General features: G+C 30.7%; 13 protein-coding genes. 2 read left to right on the top strand and 11 right to left on the bottom strand.

What is annotated here, in order from left to right:
• Positions 1–44: 44 nt before the first annotated feature.
• From valS to T384_RS0102095, 6 genes are read right to left on the bottom strand one after another with little or no spacing between them, the layout of a single operon-like run.
• Positions 45–2,654, bottom strand: coding sequence for a valine--tRNA ligase (gene valS / locus T384_RS0102120; protein ID WP_036498836.1), 2,610 nt, complete (start codon positions 2,652–2,654; stop codon positions 45–47).
• Positions 2,655–2,657: 3 nt separating this feature from the next.
• A complete protein-coding gene (yihA, locus tag T384_RS0102115) occupies positions 2,658–3,221 on the bottom strand; it encodes a ribosome biogenesis GTP-binding protein YihA/YsxC (protein ID WP_052663436.1) in 564 nt (187 codons plus the stop codon).
• A gap of 8 nt (positions 3,222–3,229) precedes the next feature.
• Complete coding sequence (locus tag T384_RS0102110) at positions 3,230–3,454, bottom strand: YneF family protein (RefSeq protein WP_027119646.1); 225 nt, start codon at positions 3,452–3,454, stop codon at positions 3,230–3,232.
• 17 nt (positions 3,455–3,471) lie between these two features.
• Positions 3,472–5,238, bottom strand: coding sequence for a thiamine pyrophosphate-dependent enzyme (locus tag T384_RS0102105; RefSeq protein ID WP_027119645.1), 1,767 nt, complete (start codon positions 5,236–5,238; stop codon positions 3,472–3,474).
• A gap of 37 nt (positions 5,239–5,275) precedes the next feature.
• Positions 5,276–6,265: a glycosyltransferase family A protein gene (locus T384_RS0102100; RefSeq protein WP_027119644.1), complete on the bottom strand. Its 990-nt coding sequence runs from the start codon at positions 6,263–6,265 to the stop codon at positions 5,276–5,278.
• Between the two features lie 28 nt (positions 6,266–6,293).
• The gene (locus T384_RS0102095; protein WP_027119643.1) at positions 6,294–7,451 is read right to left on the bottom strand and encodes an iron-containing alcohol dehydrogenase; all 1,158 of its coding nucleotides are present in this window, start codon (positions 7,449–7,451) and stop codon (positions 6,294–6,296) included.
• 375 nt (positions 7,452–7,826) lie between these two features.
• Here T384_RS0102095 and T384_RS0102090 point away from each other — a divergent pair, with 375 nt between their 5' ends.
• A complete protein-coding gene (locus T384_RS0102090) occupies positions 7,827–8,831 on the top strand; it encodes a hypothetical protein (protein ID WP_156933113.1) in 1,005 nt (334 codons plus the stop codon).
• Between the two features lie 77 nt (positions 8,832–8,908).
• On the opposite strand, the gene T384_RS0102085 is transcribed toward T384_RS0102090, so the two are convergent.
• Together T384_RS0102085 and T384_RS06200 are read right to left on the bottom strand one after the other, a co-directional pair.
• A complete protein-coding gene (locus T384_RS0102085; RefSeq protein WP_052663434.1) occupies positions 8,909–10,471 on the bottom strand; it encodes a catalase in 1,563 nt (520 codons plus the stop codon).
• Positions 10,472–10,663: 192 nt separating this feature from the next.
• Complete coding sequence (locus T384_RS06200) at positions 10,664–12,058, bottom strand: APC family permease (RefSeq protein WP_052663432.1); 1,395 nt, start codon at positions 12,056–12,058, stop codon at positions 10,664–10,666.
• Between the two features lie 319 nt (positions 12,059–12,377).
• Here T384_RS06200 and T384_RS0102075 point away from each other — a divergent pair, with 319 nt between their 5' ends.
• A complete protein-coding gene (locus tag T384_RS0102075; RefSeq protein WP_027119640.1) occupies positions 12,378–12,803 on the top strand; it encodes a hypothetical protein in 426 nt (141 codons plus the stop codon).
• Positions 12,804–12,892: 89 nt separating this feature from the next.
• Here T384_RS0102075 and T384_RS0102070 read toward each other — a convergent pair whose 3' ends face one another.
• From T384_RS0102070 to T384_RS0102060, 3 genes are read right to left on the bottom strand one after another with little or no spacing between them, the layout of a single operon-like run.
• Positions 12,893–13,345 (bottom strand): hypothetical protein, encoded by a 453-nt coding sequence (locus tag T384_RS0102070; protein WP_027119639.1) that lies wholly within the window; start codon positions 13,343–13,345, stop codon positions 12,893–12,895.
• A 17-nt stretch (positions 13,346–13,362) separates the two neighbouring features.
• Positions 13,363–14,856 (bottom strand): C1 family peptidase, encoded by a 1,494-nt coding sequence (locus T384_RS0102065; protein WP_052663430.1) that lies wholly within the window; start codon positions 14,854–14,856, stop codon positions 13,363–13,365.
• Positions 14,857–14,858: 2 nt separating this feature from the next.
• Positions 14,859–16,394 (bottom strand): C1 family peptidase, encoded by a 1,536-nt coding sequence (locus T384_RS0102060; RefSeq protein WP_027119637.1) that lies wholly within the window; start codon positions 16,392–16,394, stop codon positions 14,859–14,861.
• Between the last annotated feature and the right edge of the window lie 6 nt (positions 16,395–16,400).

Below are 16,400 nucleotides of genomic sequence, written 5' to 3'. Positions count from 1 at the left end.
CAATAAATAGAATGCGAAAAAGTAGTAAAATTTAAGAAAAAATTTTATTTATTTTTTAATGCAGTTTCTAACTCAGCCTCATATTTAGCTAATTTTTCTTGTTCTTGTTTAACTTTTTGAGGTGGTGCATTCTTAATAAAATTATTATTACTCAAAATGGTTCTTGACCTTTGCACTTCAGCTTTTAAAAAGGCAATTTTTTTCTCCAATGAAGCATTGGCAGCTTGATTGAGTTTTTCATCATGGATTACAAGATATCCATCACCAATCGTTAAAACTTGTTTAGCATTTTTTGGAAGCTCTGAAACAAATGAAACAAATTGACAATTTATGGCATCAAAATAAGGCGATGCTTGTTTAACAATTTGCAATACTTCTTTTTTAGAACTCACCAAAGATATTTTTAAAAGGTATTTATTAGAAAGATTTGCTTGAGCTTTGAACTTCCGCAATAATTGAATAAGTTCAACTACAGTGTCAAATTTTTGAGATTGCGAATTGCCTCTAGATTTTTTAGGTCATTTTTGTTGAAGTACAAAGACATTTTCATTTTGTCTTAAAGCTTGGAAAATCCGTTCACTCAAAAAAGGTGCAAAAGGATGTAAAATTATGCAAATCTGTTCTAATACGTCTCGTAAAACTTTAACTGTATGTGGCGCATGTTGCGTTTTTAATGTCGGTTTTGACAGTTCTAAATAAGTATTGCAAAAATCGTTCCATATAAAGTCGTAAACATATTTATTAGCTAATGTAAAATCGTAACGATCCAATAAAGAAGCAACTTTTTTGGCAATTGCAAAACAGCGTTCAATAATTCAAGTGTCTGCTAACGAATGCTTGCTGCTGCTTTGGTAAGAATTAAATTCGCAATTTAAACTAAGAACATATTTACTCGCATTTCATAATTTATTTAAAAAATTACTTGCATCGTTTAAACGCTCCATTTGAAAGTTAGTATCTTCTCCAGGAGTCGTATTTGCTGTTAAACATATTCTTAAAGCATCTGACCCGTATTTTTCAATAAGTGGAATTGGATCGATGACATTACCAACTGATTTTGACATTTTCACACCTTTTGCGTCACGAATTAAACCGTGGACTAACAAATGTTTAAATGGCAATTGTTTCGTGTGAAAAAAACCTTGAAACAACATTCTAATTCCTCAAAAGAAAATAATGTCAAATCCCATCACCATTAAATTATTTGGGTAACCATTTTTGAATTCTTTTGTTTGATTTGGCCAATCAAAACAAATTAAAGGCCACAGTGAAGAAGAAAATCACGTATCCAAGACGTCCGGATCTTGATAATAATTAACAAGATCTTTGGGTGGATTAACGTCGACATAAATTTCTTTTGTTTTTTTATGATATCAAACAGGAATTTGATGACCTCAAACTAATTGTCGAGAAATACACCATTCATTAGTTTCGTCCAGTCAATGGGTTAATAAATTAATAAAACGTTTTGGAAAAACACTTAATTCTTTCTTATCAAGAATCGCTTTTTTTAACTGCGGAACGATTTTTGGCAGATCAACAAATCATTGCGTGGAAAGCATCGGCTCAACAACTGCGCCTGAACGTTCCGAAAATCCAACATTACTAGTTAAGTTTTCGACCTTTATTAAATGACCTGAAGCTTTCAATTTTTCAACAACTTTTGGTCTTGCACTTAAACGGTCTAAAGATTTAAATTCTTGGGCTATTTCATTAAGGGTTCCATCTAAATTGAAACAACTAAATTCAGGAAGTTGATATTTTTTTCCAAGTTTATAGTCATTAAAATCGTGAGCTGGAGTACATTTTAAAACGCCGCTACCAAAATCTAGTTCCACATAACTGTCTTGCATTACAGGCATCAGAACATTCGTTAATGGGTTATAAACATTTTTACCAACAAATTTTTTATAACGTTTGTCCTTTGGATTAACAAATAAAGCCGCGTCAGCAAAAATTGTTTCAGGCCGTGATGTAGCAACAATTAATTTATCTTGTGAATTTTCAACAGAATAAGCCACATAATACAAATATTGTTGAACAGGTTTATTGATAACTTCAATATTAGAAATTGCTGTTTGTAATTTAACATCTCAATTAACTAATGCTTTCGCTTGATAAATCAATTTTGCATCATAAAGTTTTTTAAAAGCAAAAACAACCGCTTTGTTTGAATGATCATCTAAAGTAAAATGATGATTTGACCAGTCTACTGAAGCCCCTAAAAGCTTTACTTGAGAATTAATAATCTCACCTTGAGAAAGAGCTCATTTCATAATTGCAGCAACTTTTGTTCGGCGGTCAAGTTTCATGTAATCTTTTTTAGAATTAGCATCCAAGATTTTTTCATATTTTGTTTGTGTAGCTATTCCCGCGTGGTCATATCCTGGAACCCAACTTACATTAAACCCTTGTAAACGTTTATAACGCAAAAATAAATCGCTAAGTGACAATTCCCAAGAATGACCAAGATGCAAAACGCCAGTCAAATTTGGCGGAGCCATAACGATACTAAAATTTTCTTTATTAGTTGAAGGTTTAAATAAGTTCGCATTAATTCATTTATCATACAAACCGATAGCAATTTTTTGTGGGTCATATAATCCCTCAAATAAAAATGATTCATCAGTTTTTTTCTTTGCTTTGATTGACATAACTTATTTTAAACAAACCTCCATTTGTTTAATTATTTCAGGAAAATTTTTCTTAGTTTTTGTACTTGTTAAAAATATGTTAGTTTCGCTTATTTTTAAATATGTTGCAATTTTACGTTTGAGATTATGTAATTCACTTTGATTTAACTTGTCAATTTTGTTAGCAACTACAAAGTGTTGTAAATCTGTTTGGGAAATAATTTTTATCATGTCAGCATCCTGCTGAGTAATAACTCCTGCATCAATGATTTGGAAAATCGCTTTAAGATTAGCACGATAGTTTAAATAATCACTTATAAAATCCGAAATTAAGTCTTTTTGAAGCTTACTAATTTTTGCGTAGCCATACCCTGGTAAATCGACAATCCGTCAATTTTTATATTCGTAAAAATTTAATGTTTGCGTTCTTCCCGGGGTATTAGATGTTTTAGCAATTTTTAAACTCACAAGCGCGTTAATAAAACTAGACTTACCAACATTACTCCGACCAATTAAACAAACTTCGTGGCAATCATCTTGCGGGCACTGATCTAGAGCTGATGCACTTTTCAAAAACTTTGCAATCAAAATAATCCTTACTTCTTATCTTGCTGTTTAAATTCACGCATGATTTGGCGGACTTGAGCTTCAGATGGCTTACGTCCCATTTTGGTGTACATGTTGCGGATTTGTTCTTCGGTTACAGGTGGATTATCTTTAATTTGTTTTTTAAAAATTTTAATTGAAATAAAATAACCTACAATCGCACCAACAATTAAACTTAATGGGATTCCTAACCCTAATGCAAGACCTAACTCCATATATTTTCTTATTCTCCTTAATTATTTTTTAGTTGAGCAATTATTTCGTGTGCAGTTGTACTGACATTAACATTATTGGATTTTACTACAATATTTCGCTTGTTTAGTGATAATAAGACACTATTGTCAACTTCGTCCATGATATTTCCATTAACAAAAAAGTATGGTTTAGTTCCTAAAATGTTTTTTAAATCATGAGAATTTTGTTTTAGAAAACTAGAAAAATTATCTGTTAAAAATATTGTGGCGTTAACCTTGTCGTTGTTTAATTCTTCTTGAATTTCTTTAGCTAGCTTTAAATCATCGTGTTTACTAATAAGTGTCAAATCCTGAAGATGAACATCATTATTTAATTTTTTTTCATGAAGAATATTTTGAGATTCACTTGATGAAATAGTAAACGATTGTGATTTTATAAAGTCTATAAATGTGCATGTTTCATATTTTGCAGAATAATTCAAATCTTCAAAAATCATGACATAATTTAGCGGGATTCTTGCATTATCTTGATGATTAATCAACATATTAAAAGATACAAATTTATTCGCATACAAAAGTAAATCAAAAAAACCCGCACTTAAAAATCCTTGAGCAATTCCATCTGCACAACAATAACGATTACTTAGTAAACAAACGCGGGATGTCAAATCAGCACCAGTTTCTAATTTATCGTTTGAAATCACAAAACCTATAGTTTTTTCGTGAGTTTGAAGATAATTAACAAATGGAGAATTTGCTGTAAGAAAATTGACATTTGCAACAATCGGGTGGGATTTCATTCACCCTAACAAAAATTCATTAACTTTAGTTTTTTCGATATTTTGCAAATTGACAAAATTGCTCTCAAAATGAGAAATTCTTTTTTGGAATCTTTTATTAATTGAATTTGCTAAAGCAAACTCCAAACCATCCATAAATTTGTTTTCTTCAACTTCGTAATCAAACCGTTCAACGATTGTTTTGTATTCATCATCTGATAAATTCATTTGCATCGCATATTTGGTACCAGCATAAGAACTTCCGTGAGCGGCAACAGTATTAATTTCAATAAAAACTGGTCGATTATAAAGTTGAGCTTTACTAATGGCTTTAGAAATTTGCAATGGATTAGAACCATCTCCCACTGTAATATAGTGTCATCCGTGAGATTGAACTTGTAGTTTTTGGTTTGTTATCGTGTGATTGCTTAGCAAGCCTTGTTTTTCTACTCCAGAGAAATCTGCTAAAACTATTAAATTTCCTAAGGAAAATTTACCCGCAATTGCTAGTGACTCATAAAAATTTCCAGTCGTAAAATCGGTTTGGTCAATCACACAATAGATATTTTTTCGGGCTAATTCTGTTCCTTGATTTTTGCATAAATAAAAATCACTTAAAGCAAGCCCAACTGCAAAATCCAAAGCATAACCATTTTTGAAATTTTCGTATGAAAAAACATTATGAGGTAAACCCAAATTAATATTGGGAAAATTAGTTTTTTCGGTAAGTGTATTCTCACTAATATTAGATGCCAATAAAATAGTTTTAAGAAAACTATTTCCATAATCTTTTGACACGACAAGAAGATCATTTAAATAGTGTACAGCGCCACTGTTAGCACTCGTAAAATGATCTTTAAATAAGGCGTAAAAAATCGGAGTCGCCTGTAGTGCTTTAGCAAAATTACCAGGTTTTGAAGATTTAATAGCGCTTAACGACAAAAATCTTAAATTATTGATTAAGTCTTGATCATCAATATTTTCTTGATTTACCGTTTTTTGTTTTGATTTGTTAAATTTGAACATAAGCAATTTTAAATTATTTCAAGGTAAAAAATTTAAATTATTTGAAGTTGAAAAACTTTAGCAAAGAACCTTTATTGGAAACAGAAAAAGATTCAGCGGTTCAGTTGTATTCTTTAAGAATGCTAACTAACAGCGGTTTTAGATGCGAAATTATTTGCAGCTGATAGTCTTCATTAAAAGTTGACCAAAAATCAACTAATACACTTAATAAATTATTCATTAAAGAAATTCGCAAGTTACCATAATCTGATTTGTCAACACCAAAACTTTCAGGTTGAGACAATCAAATACTTGTGGATCTAATCAGGTGTTCGTAAAATAAAATTTTTTCTTCAAATACACCTTTCATAAAATCCGGATGCAATGGAGAATTTTTTATAGTTGATTCAGGTGAAGAACGGAAATATGTTGTTTTCAAAATGATTTGAAAAAGCAAACCATAATCAAAAAAACCATTAATACCTAGTTCACAATTTAAGGATTCGTAAAAATTCTTAGAAAGCAATACACTAGATCAATTAAAGGACTTTTCAAATAAAAACTTTTCTGATAAACGGTCAAATTTTTGAACTGCTGACAATTTCATTTTCGGACAGCATCAATAAAATAACGATTTTCAAGTTGGAACTTTAACACTGACTACAGCTTCGGTAAATCTTTCGATCGTTTCAGACATTCTCCTAATTGAATTTTTACTCAAATAATCTGGTGCTGAAATAAATAAAAAATATTGTCCAGTACTTCTTTCTATCAAATTTTTGCAAACATCTTTTAATGTCAATTTTTCATCGCTGCTGAAAACTCGCACACGACCATCTTGACTTTCGAACTGCTTAACAATATTTAAAACTTTTAGGTCAGTTTGATTACACCAACAAACAACTTCAAGATTTTTGTAAGTTTGTTCTAAGCAGGACTCTAATGTTTTAAAAATGATATTGGAATTATTTGAAACTGGGACCAAAATGCTAATTAAAGGATTTCTTGTATACGCTAGTTCGTAAGATCGAATATTACTATCGTTCATATAAATACCTAATTTGAAAACCCAACAGCTAAGCCGGAATTAAATTTATCACTTTTTGTAATAATGCAAGATGTTTGGGTGGAATCGGATCTCCAGAAGCAACATGTTTATAAATTTTCTTACGGTCATCGTCTGTAATTTTTTTAATTTCTGCAAAATCACTAAACTTGGCTGGAAGATTAATAATCTTAATGAATGCTTTTAGTTTTTTAATTAAAGCATCAACAGTTTTAGTACCAAAAACGGCATCTCCGATTTCTAATAGTTCTTTAGCGAAAGCACTATCCACTAAAGCACGGTGTTTAATATATGTTGGAGTAACTAGTGCTAAACCCGCACCATGAGTGACATCTCAAATAGCTGAAATAGCATGTTCTATCCGATGAACACTCCAATCAGTTTGGTTTTCAAAACTAGCTAAATCATTTAAGGCCATTGTAGTTGTAAACAAAACGTTAGCTCTAGCTTCATAGTTTCGTGGATTTTTTACCACGATTGGTGCATATTTAATCAGAGTTCTTAAGTTTGCGAAAATATATTGTTTAGTTCATTCGAACGTTTTCCCACCAAAAAATTGTTCTAGTAAATGACTAAAGCAATCAAAAATTCCAGAAGCGGTTTGCCATGGATTAACTGTATAGGTATATTCTGGGTTTAAGATTGCAGCGATTGGGGTTGCTGAAGGAGTAAAAACACCTCGCTTTTCTAATGTTTTTTGATTTGTAATTACACTTCCTGCATTGTTTTCACTAGCAGTTCCTGCAAGTGTTACAACCGCAATTATTGGCAAAGCAGGTTTAGTTACTAAAGATTGGTTTTGAACATAACTTCAACAATCTTTATATTGCGGATTTGTAGCTAAAATTCCCATCACCTTTGCTGCATCGGTTGCCGATCCGCCACCAACTGACAAAATTGCATCAACCTTATTTTTAGCAGCTGTTTTAGCCCCAAGATAAACATGGTCTTCACGAGGATTTGGTTGAATCCCAGAAAACTCTATAGTCGTAATTTTGGCCTTTTTTAAAATGTTAATAACTTGATCATAAATTCCGTTTTTCTTAATTGATCCGCCACCATAAGTTAACATTACCTTTTTAATTTTGTGGGCTTTAAAAACCTCTTCTAATCCCGAAAGAGAATCCTTGCCAAAATATAACTTAGTTTTAAAGTCTATTGTTTCCATTTAGTTACTCCTGATTTATTACTTACACAAAGGCCATAAACCTAAATTTGCAAGTAATGCTTTAATATATTGTAAATTTTCGGTAAAAGAATTTTTTAAAAAAGAATTGGAACATTTTAAAAAAACATATCTACTAAAGTAAAATTGCTTCGACAAGCAATCATATTTTTAACTAATCCTCAATTATCTTGAATAAAATCAAAATTAAAAAACAAGAATTAGTAAAAATTTAAGTTTAAAAATTGTTCATATTTTTGTTAATAAGTAATTTATCTATCTGACTAAAATTACGACCTATTTATGGGTCGAAATTGGGTTGAATCACGCCATATCTTTTCTGGCACAAAAAGCGATAATTTTTACGAGGTACAAAAAATGAAAAAAGAAACCCTTATTAAAAGTTGAAATTTGCCAAAAGAATATGATGAAAAAGATTTAGCTTACAGTTTTGGAAAAATGGCCGTTAAATTATTAGAACCATATGAACCTAAGAAATTAGACTATCAAGAATCTAAAATTATTAACTTTTTTAATCCTCGTGCCAATGAATTAATTAACAATGAACAATTATATAAAGGATTAATTAACCAGCTAACTGGATTAACTAAACTATATTTAACTTTAAGTGAAAACCAAATAAAATTAGCTGAACTAAAACGTCATAGAGACTGGATTTATCTAAAAGATTTTTGCTTTGAAATAATTTATGAAGCATTAATGTTAGCCCGTACAAAAGTAAAGTATGTAATTGAAGTACAATTTGATTTATTAGAAGTATTTTTATACGTTGTTTGGTTTTTTGCATCCCAAAAAACAACCATCAAAATATTTGAAAACGTTGTTCCTTTATCATTTGCATATCCCGGGATAAGTTTCGAGTCTCAATATAATATGTCGTGTCGGTCAGCAAAAATAAATTACTCCAACCAAGAGGCTACAACTCAAACAATCAATATCCTTAAAGGAATTGCAAACCATTTTATGTTTCACGAGTTACTAGCCAAAAACTGAGAAGAAAATTTTGTCAAAGAGAACAATCATGAATTAACCAAAAAATGCGAAATTCGCATATTTGAATGAATCATATTGCATTATCTATTACCACTTTACATAAGTGTTCATGGGTATAAAGAAAATGACAAGAACTTCAAAAACTTGATTCATGACTTATTTTATTATGATTTCAAAGAAGCAATTATTGCCAAAGGATGTAATTTGTTATTACAAGCTAATTATAAAGTTCAAGAACTTAAAGACAAAGAATTAATCGAGATTTTTGAAATGGCTAAACCCCGCATTAAAAAATTCAAAGAAAATTTTTTGATATGACAACAAAAGATTAAAAAGCCAAATGAATTAAATGGCATCAGGATTAATTAAACTGTTAAAACACAAAAAAAGAAAAACCCTCAAGGCAGCTTTAATGCTTGAGGGTTTTAGTTCTATTTAATATCTAACTATTTTTTTGTTGCTGCTACTAATTCTTTTTGGGAAAGCTTTGATAATTTATCAATTTCTGTATAATCTAAACCTAGTTTTTGTGCAAGTGGTTTTGCAAGTTTAGGAGAAACTTTATTTCATAAAGCAACTGCTCGCTTTTGAACGCGAACAATCGCTCCCTTAATATGACCTGCTAAATTATTAATAGTATGTTCTTGAGCAGTTTTGTCCATTACTTTTTCAAATAATACACGCGGTTGTTCAAAATCTATCGGTTCAATTTCAACAGGATAATGATCAGCACTAACTTCGCCTAAAGAAAAGCTTGGAACCTTAACTTCTGGCATAACATCAAAGTCATCAGTGCTATTAGGATAATAATTTGCTCCAGCTCCACCATTATCATCAACACGCATATAACCATCACGTTGAGTTGTGTATGTTACTTTTGCGTTTTTAGGCATATTTACTGGAATTAAGTGGCTATTAGCTCCTAATCGGTGGCGGGCTGTGTCAGCGTAACTAAATAAACGTCCTTGTAACATTGGGTCTGGCGAAGCAGCAATACCAGGAACGAAATTACTTGGTAAGAAACTAGCTTGTTCAACTTCAGCAAAATAGTTTTGCGGGTTTCTGTTTAATGTAATTGTTCCTAATTTTTTTAAAGGATAATCTTTTTGAGAAACAACCTTAGTTACATCAAAAATATTGTATTTATATTTTTTACCTTGTTCAGGTGTCATAATTTGAACATAGACATCTCATACTGGGTACTTTTTATTTTCAATTGCTTTGAAAAGATCTTCGGTATGAAAATCCGGATTAATCTTTTTCAATTCATCAGCTTGTTCTTGTGATAATCCTTTTGAACCCAAGCGGCTGCGGATGTGGTACTTAACTCAGTAATAATGTTTTTCATCAGTGTATCACATAAAAGTGTGTGACCCATAACCATGCATATGCCGTCATGATTCAGGAGTTCCACGATCACTAAATAAGATTAGCACTTGGTGATAAGATTCAGGTGTTAAAGATAAAAAATCTCAAAACATTGTTGGATCTTTTAAATTGGTTTGAGGATTGCGTTTTTGTGTGTGAATAAAATCTGGAAATTTTAAAGCATCACGAATAAAGAATATTGGAGTGTTATTACCGACTAGATCGTAATTTCCTTCTTCTGTATAAAATTTAATTGAAAAGCCACGAGGATCACGTTCTGTATCGGCACTACCTTTTTCTCCGCCAACACTAGAAAAGCGAATAAACAAATCAGTTTTTTTACCTTTCGGCCCATTTAAAAAAGCCGCTCGGGTATATTTTTTAACATCAAATTCAGGATCTAACGTGAAAACACCATAAGCGCCTCCACCTTTTGCATGAACAACTCGTTCAGGAATACGTTCCCGATCAAAAGCAGCTAGTTTTTCAATTAAATGTGAATCTTCAAGTAGTGTAGGTCCATTCTTACCAGCTCTTTTAGAAACTAGATCATTCGCTATTGGAGCACCATCATATGTAGATAAAACTCGCTTTGATTTTTTCTTTCCAGGTTTAGTTGTTGTAACTTTTTTTGCAGCCATATCTGTCCTTCTTATTAGTTAATTTAAATAACTAAATTATATTAACATTTTTTATTAAAAACGCAGGGTCTAAGACTTAAAAATAAAATTGTGCTTACTCTTGAAATGATTGAATTTTTTTAATTAGTAAATTAATGTTATCGATTGCATTTAACACTGATGAAAAATTTTGGTCGAATCCAAATTGTAGGTTTATTTGATCTTCGTCACTTTTGGTATATACATTAGTAACTGGTTTAGCTTTTTTTCAATGCGGTAACGCCAGAAGTATAACAAATACCCAAAACCAATAGAAACGATATAAGCGACAATGATAATAGTATTTTCAACTCGTCATGCTGAGTTAACAATTGGTGGAAATAAAAAAACAATTAGCGCAATAAAAATAATAATCATGGCTAAAACATAGACAGTTTTTTCATAGAATGGAATTTTTGTTATTTTCTTTTCTTTTTCTAAAACCATTGCGCTCAACATCGTGAAAAAATACTGGATTAAAAACGCGATAGTTCCCAGCTGAATTACAGCTTCAAAGAAATTTTCCAGATTAAGTAAAAAAGGAATTAATCAAAAAATCAGTAATGATAACAAAGTTAATCCAGCCGCAAATAAAATGGCATTTCGCAACTCACCTTTTTTATTTTTGTTAGCTAAAACTAATGGCAAAAAACCATCTTCTGCTAAAGGCGCAATTTTTCGCGCTCCAGCAATGCTGATTGATAAACGTGAAGAAATTCCATTAAAAACTAAACCAACAACAAAAATGATTACTCCGGTTGCTCCAATTAATGCCTGAAAGACCTGACTATAATTTGAAATATTTGGACCAATATTCAAACCATTCAAAATAATGTAAGCAATAAAATAAAAGATCAAAATGGAAGCAAATCCGTACATTAAAATTTTTCGAAAACTCTTTGTTTTTACATCAGGCGACATAGCAGACACGTCTTCAATTCCGCCGAATGCAAACATAAATGAAATTACATTTGAAAAAATCATAATCGATGTTACTCGATTAGTAGATGCAAAATTCAATTGATAAGCATCTTGTCTAATGGCTAAAATCAAGGCGATAACAATTCCCATTAATAAGATGATTCATTTAACAATAGCAGTAGCTAAAATCAAGTATTTATTTAATTTTAAACCTAATGTCGAAATTAACACCAAAATTCCAAAGAAGACAATAGAACCGACTTGAACTCCAATTCGAGCTGCATTGCTCGCGTCAATTTGCGGAATTGTAATTAATGCACTAGCCAAAAACAAAGGTGCGGTCGCTGCTAAAATTGGACCTTGAATAAATTGGTTTCAGCCAACAAAAAAAGAGGCTTTACGACCAAACGTTTTTTTAGCATAGTAATAAGATCCACCATAATTATCAGGGAACTCTGTTGCTAAACGAGAAAAAGAAAATGCGACACCTAGAGTAATCACCGATGTCAATAAAATAACTACCAATCCAAAGGGACCTAAATTAATAACCCCTGAAATAGTGGCAATAAAACCAAACCCAATTATATAATTAACTACAAATAGCGAAAACTGCCGAGTAGACAGCTTATGACCTTGCTGCTTTTTCATTTATAAAATCCTTATTTATTAGAAAATGTATGTATGTAATAACTGTTGAACAGATAGCAAAATGCTATTAAAATAAAAAATTTAACAGATTCAACAGATGGTAGAAATGAAAATATATTTAAATGAATTTATCATGATGATATATTTTATCTAAAAAATTAAAACATAGCAAATTTATATTTGCTTAATTTCATAAAAATAGCACAGTAACTTGGCATAATAATTTTCAAACGATTAGCCGATTACTCAAAAATTTAAATAAAAAAGAAGCAATAAAATATACAATCAAATATATTTACTTAATACGATAGGAAACTAAATGACTATTAATCTCAACTGATTTGATTTAAATCAACTTTTTGAATATCTTACGACAACAATCATTCGTTCTCAGGACGCAGAAACAGACGAAGAATTACAAGAAATCGCTGAAGCCTATCGGGATGAATGATTTCTAAAAGAAGAAATTTGAAATCTGTTAGATAAAAATTCAAACGATAAAGAAAAATTAATTTCTCTTGAAATTAAAAACAGTCTGCTTATAAAAATAACTAATCATATGGATAACTTACTAAAACTAATGAGTGGAGATCAAAGTGTTATTCCATCATTAAATTACTTAAATGAAGAAGTCGACCATATTGATTGAGAAGAAGAAAGCGGGATGTTTGACGAATTTTTAGCAAATGGATTAACTCCATTACTTGAACAGTTAAAAAAAGCAATTTCTAAAATTAACAAATAAACTTCTTAGATAATAAAGATAAAGCCCCAAAATCTCATTTTAAAAATGTGAGCTTGGGGTTTTTGTTTCGTCAATAAAATTGATTCTAGTTATTTATTTTCAGTTGGCGGGTTTTTATCTTGCGGTTCATTTTTCGCTTTTTTATTAACCATTTTAAAAGTTTCGGCTGGTATATTATATTGTTTCACAAGTGTTTTAAAAACAGCAACAATGTCTTTATAACGAATTTTGTTTTTCCTTGAAATTAATGGATATAAAACGCATTCATCTTCGATTAAAATGGTGATGATTGCTTCAATTTTAGGTTTACTTTTGACATTTGAATATCCCAAATATGAACATAACAAAACTGTTAAAGCACCAGCAACCCCAGCGATAGTTAAAAAATTAGTATTTTGGGGATTTGTAAAAGAAAGCCCATAAAATAAGATAACTAAGCAAATTCCAACTACTAAAAAGAATCAAAAACCTTTTCATTGGTTAATGTATAGGTTAATGACTTTAGCATGTTCAATGATTTCATCACGGTTTATTCTTTTCAAATGAAAAACTCTTTAGTTTATTTAGCAAGGGTCCCAATTGGATCTCAAGGTTCTAAGTTAATTGGTTTCATATCAAATGAGCTTAAATTCAAATGTTTTTTCAAAAATTCAAATTTCTTTTTATCAACTACTAATTGAAAAACGAACTTATTGAATCACGAATCACTCATCATGTAATAACCATCTTTACCAGTTGCAGATCCTCAAGAATTTTCAATTTTTCATTTTGTCAGACCAATCTTATCCATGTTAGCATTCAAATAATCAAGAGCTTTTTGGCCGGAAAGTTTTTTAACTTGGGCTTGAATTTTTTTAAATGCATTTATATCAAAATCTGCACCAGTGATAACCATCGCATGATTCATGGCGCTAACATGCAAATCTAATTCACTACCTTTATTAAGAGTAAATGTAGTGTCAAACAAATGTTCATAATCAAAGGCTTGATCGTCTCAAACACCAGTATCACGTGATCCATAGTTACTAACGTCTGAACCAAACCACAGCGGTTTGTCTTCTAGTAATGTTTCTAATGCTAAGTATTTTAGTAGTTGCATACTAACGTTGTGGTGCATAATTGGTTTACCCCCAACAACATTGTTTAAAAATTCAAAAGTAAACTTACGATACATTGGCTTTGAAGGAGTCGGAGCATGAATTAAACTAACGTATTCACCCAATTGTGGTTTAACGTGCTTTTTATAAAATTGCAAAGGTGTTAAATTAGGTTCAACAAATTTTTCTAATTTATAGTCATAAACAGTTTTATATTTAGAATTTTTAATCTGTTGTTTTGCTGAATAAATAAAGTCAAACTTTTGTGGTGGTTCACCATAAGCAATCACTAAAAACTTAAAGATTTGCGCTAATACATCTTCTTTAATTGCTTGTAAAGAGATTACGTCTTTGGATTTACTATTACGTAATTGTATACAACCATCGCGCAACATTCAATTTACTAAAAAATTGATTTCAGAAGTATGAGCAGCTGCGTATGAATCGGGCATAACAGATTTTGGAACGACACCATATTTTTCAACAACATTTGCAACCATGTCTCATTGTCCACCATCAGCATTAGGTTCTTGGTTAAAGAAATAAACATAACGGTCAGTTAATGGTTTATCGATCGTTGCAATAATCGATTCTAAGTAAAAATTACAACGTTCAAATTTATCTCAGAAAGCTAAATAACTTTGTGATAATTCAAACCCATCAAGATTGAGTTTTTTACTAATACCTTCACGCATAATGTTCACAGCCGCAAACAATCAGCAACGTCCAGAGTTAAATTGGTTAGTTACGCCTTGAGTTGCTAAATTAACACTAAAATCAAAATTTGCAAAGGCAGCAGCATTCGCTTTTTTAGCAGTTTTAATCATTCCTAAATGGTAAATGGCTGTTGTGATTAATTTATGATTTTTTGATTTTTCGACTTCTTTCAATCATTGTTGCAAAACGTCACGATTAAGCGCTTCATTTTTCAAGGTATTATTTAATTTAGTAGCCATAATTATTTACATCCTTTAGACAAATTATTTGCATTTACAGCAAAAGGTTCATATTTTGACAGCAATTCAGGTTTAGTTTTAAGGCCTTTGCCAAAAGTTGTTTCAAAACCATCTAATTTCTTCAATAACAAAGCTAATTTTTTATCAACTAGTGGATATTTATCAAAGAAATTTTGTAATGATTTTTTAGTGATGACTGCTTGTGAAACAAATTGATTGAATCAAGAATCAGTAATTACTACAAAACCTTTATTACCTGATTTTTCACTATGACTATTTTCAACTTTTCAACGGTCAATAACAATTGCATCTGCAAGTCTTTCAAATAGTTCTTGAGGGTTTTTTGAAAGCTTGGCAAAATCTTTAATTAAATTTTGTTGTTTTTGTTTAGAAGCTGTTTCATTGTAATGAAAACCTAAAAAAATCATAGCGTGGTTGCTTACTAGTTGACCTACGCTTTCCATCGCTGGTTGATCTTTATTTAATTTAATGTCAAATAGTGTTTCGTAATCGTAAACTTTAAAATCAAAAATTCCAGTTTTTGCATTCCCACACGTTCCATATTGACAGGCAAATCAAATTGGCTCATTATTTAGAATTGCTGCTAAAGAAGCTAATTTTAGAATTGGCTTAGTAACATTTAAGGCCAAAATATTATTAGTTTCAATAATAGTTTTTGTATCTTCTAATTCGTACATTTGGTTAAATTTTTTATTTTTCACATTGTAATTGATAATATCAATGTAATTATCAAATTTGTATTGTACAAATTTTTCAAAAAATTCCAAAGGGCTTTTAAAACTAACTGTTTTAGTTAATTTGTTTTTCTTTTCTTGAACTTGATATGAGTAACTAAACGCTCCTGGAATTGGACCATAACAACGGGTCAGCATCTTTAAAGCGTCTTTTAAAGCCATTTCTTTAATTTCATTTTGTTTATCAGGATTATTTACAGCTTTGCGAATTTTTTCGGCTGCCACTTTTAAATGTCGATCTAAAAAAACATTAATTGCGCGAGTTTCTTTTGCGGTTGCTGAATCTGGCATAATTTCCACTGGAACTACACCATATTTTTTAATAACCGAAACACCAAACTCAAAAAATCCACCATCACCACCAAAACCATTCGCCATCAAACGATCAACTTCACGATCTGTTAAAGGAAGTGAAGCAGTTTTGATTACATTATTTAGAAAATAATTAGCTCTTTCAAATTTATCTCAAAAGGCCGAATAACTTTGCGAAAATTCAAAATTTTTAATTTTGTATTTTTTAGCTACATGCACCCGCATAACGTTAAATGTAGCAAATAATCAACAACGGCCTGAACGAGCTTGATCTGTTACAGATAAAGTTTCCATACGAATGTCGTTTGAAAAAAGATATGGTTGTTTTTCCTGCGCTGCTGGATCAACAATAACTTCATTAATTGTAGCTTGTGATAAGGCGTTTTGTGCAATTTGAAAACTTTCCTCTTGTTTGAATTTTTTAATTAAATCTAAATACTTTTTAGAATCTATGGCTTTTGCATTTTTCATATATAA

The organism is Mycoplasma testudinis ATCC 43263 (assembly GCF_000687795.1).
Lineage (GTDB): Bacteria > Bacillota_I > Bacilli_A > Mycoplasmatales > Mycoplasmoidaceae > Mycoplasmoides > Mycoplasmoides testudinis.
This window is presented reverse-complemented; position numbering and strand designations above follow the sequence as displayed.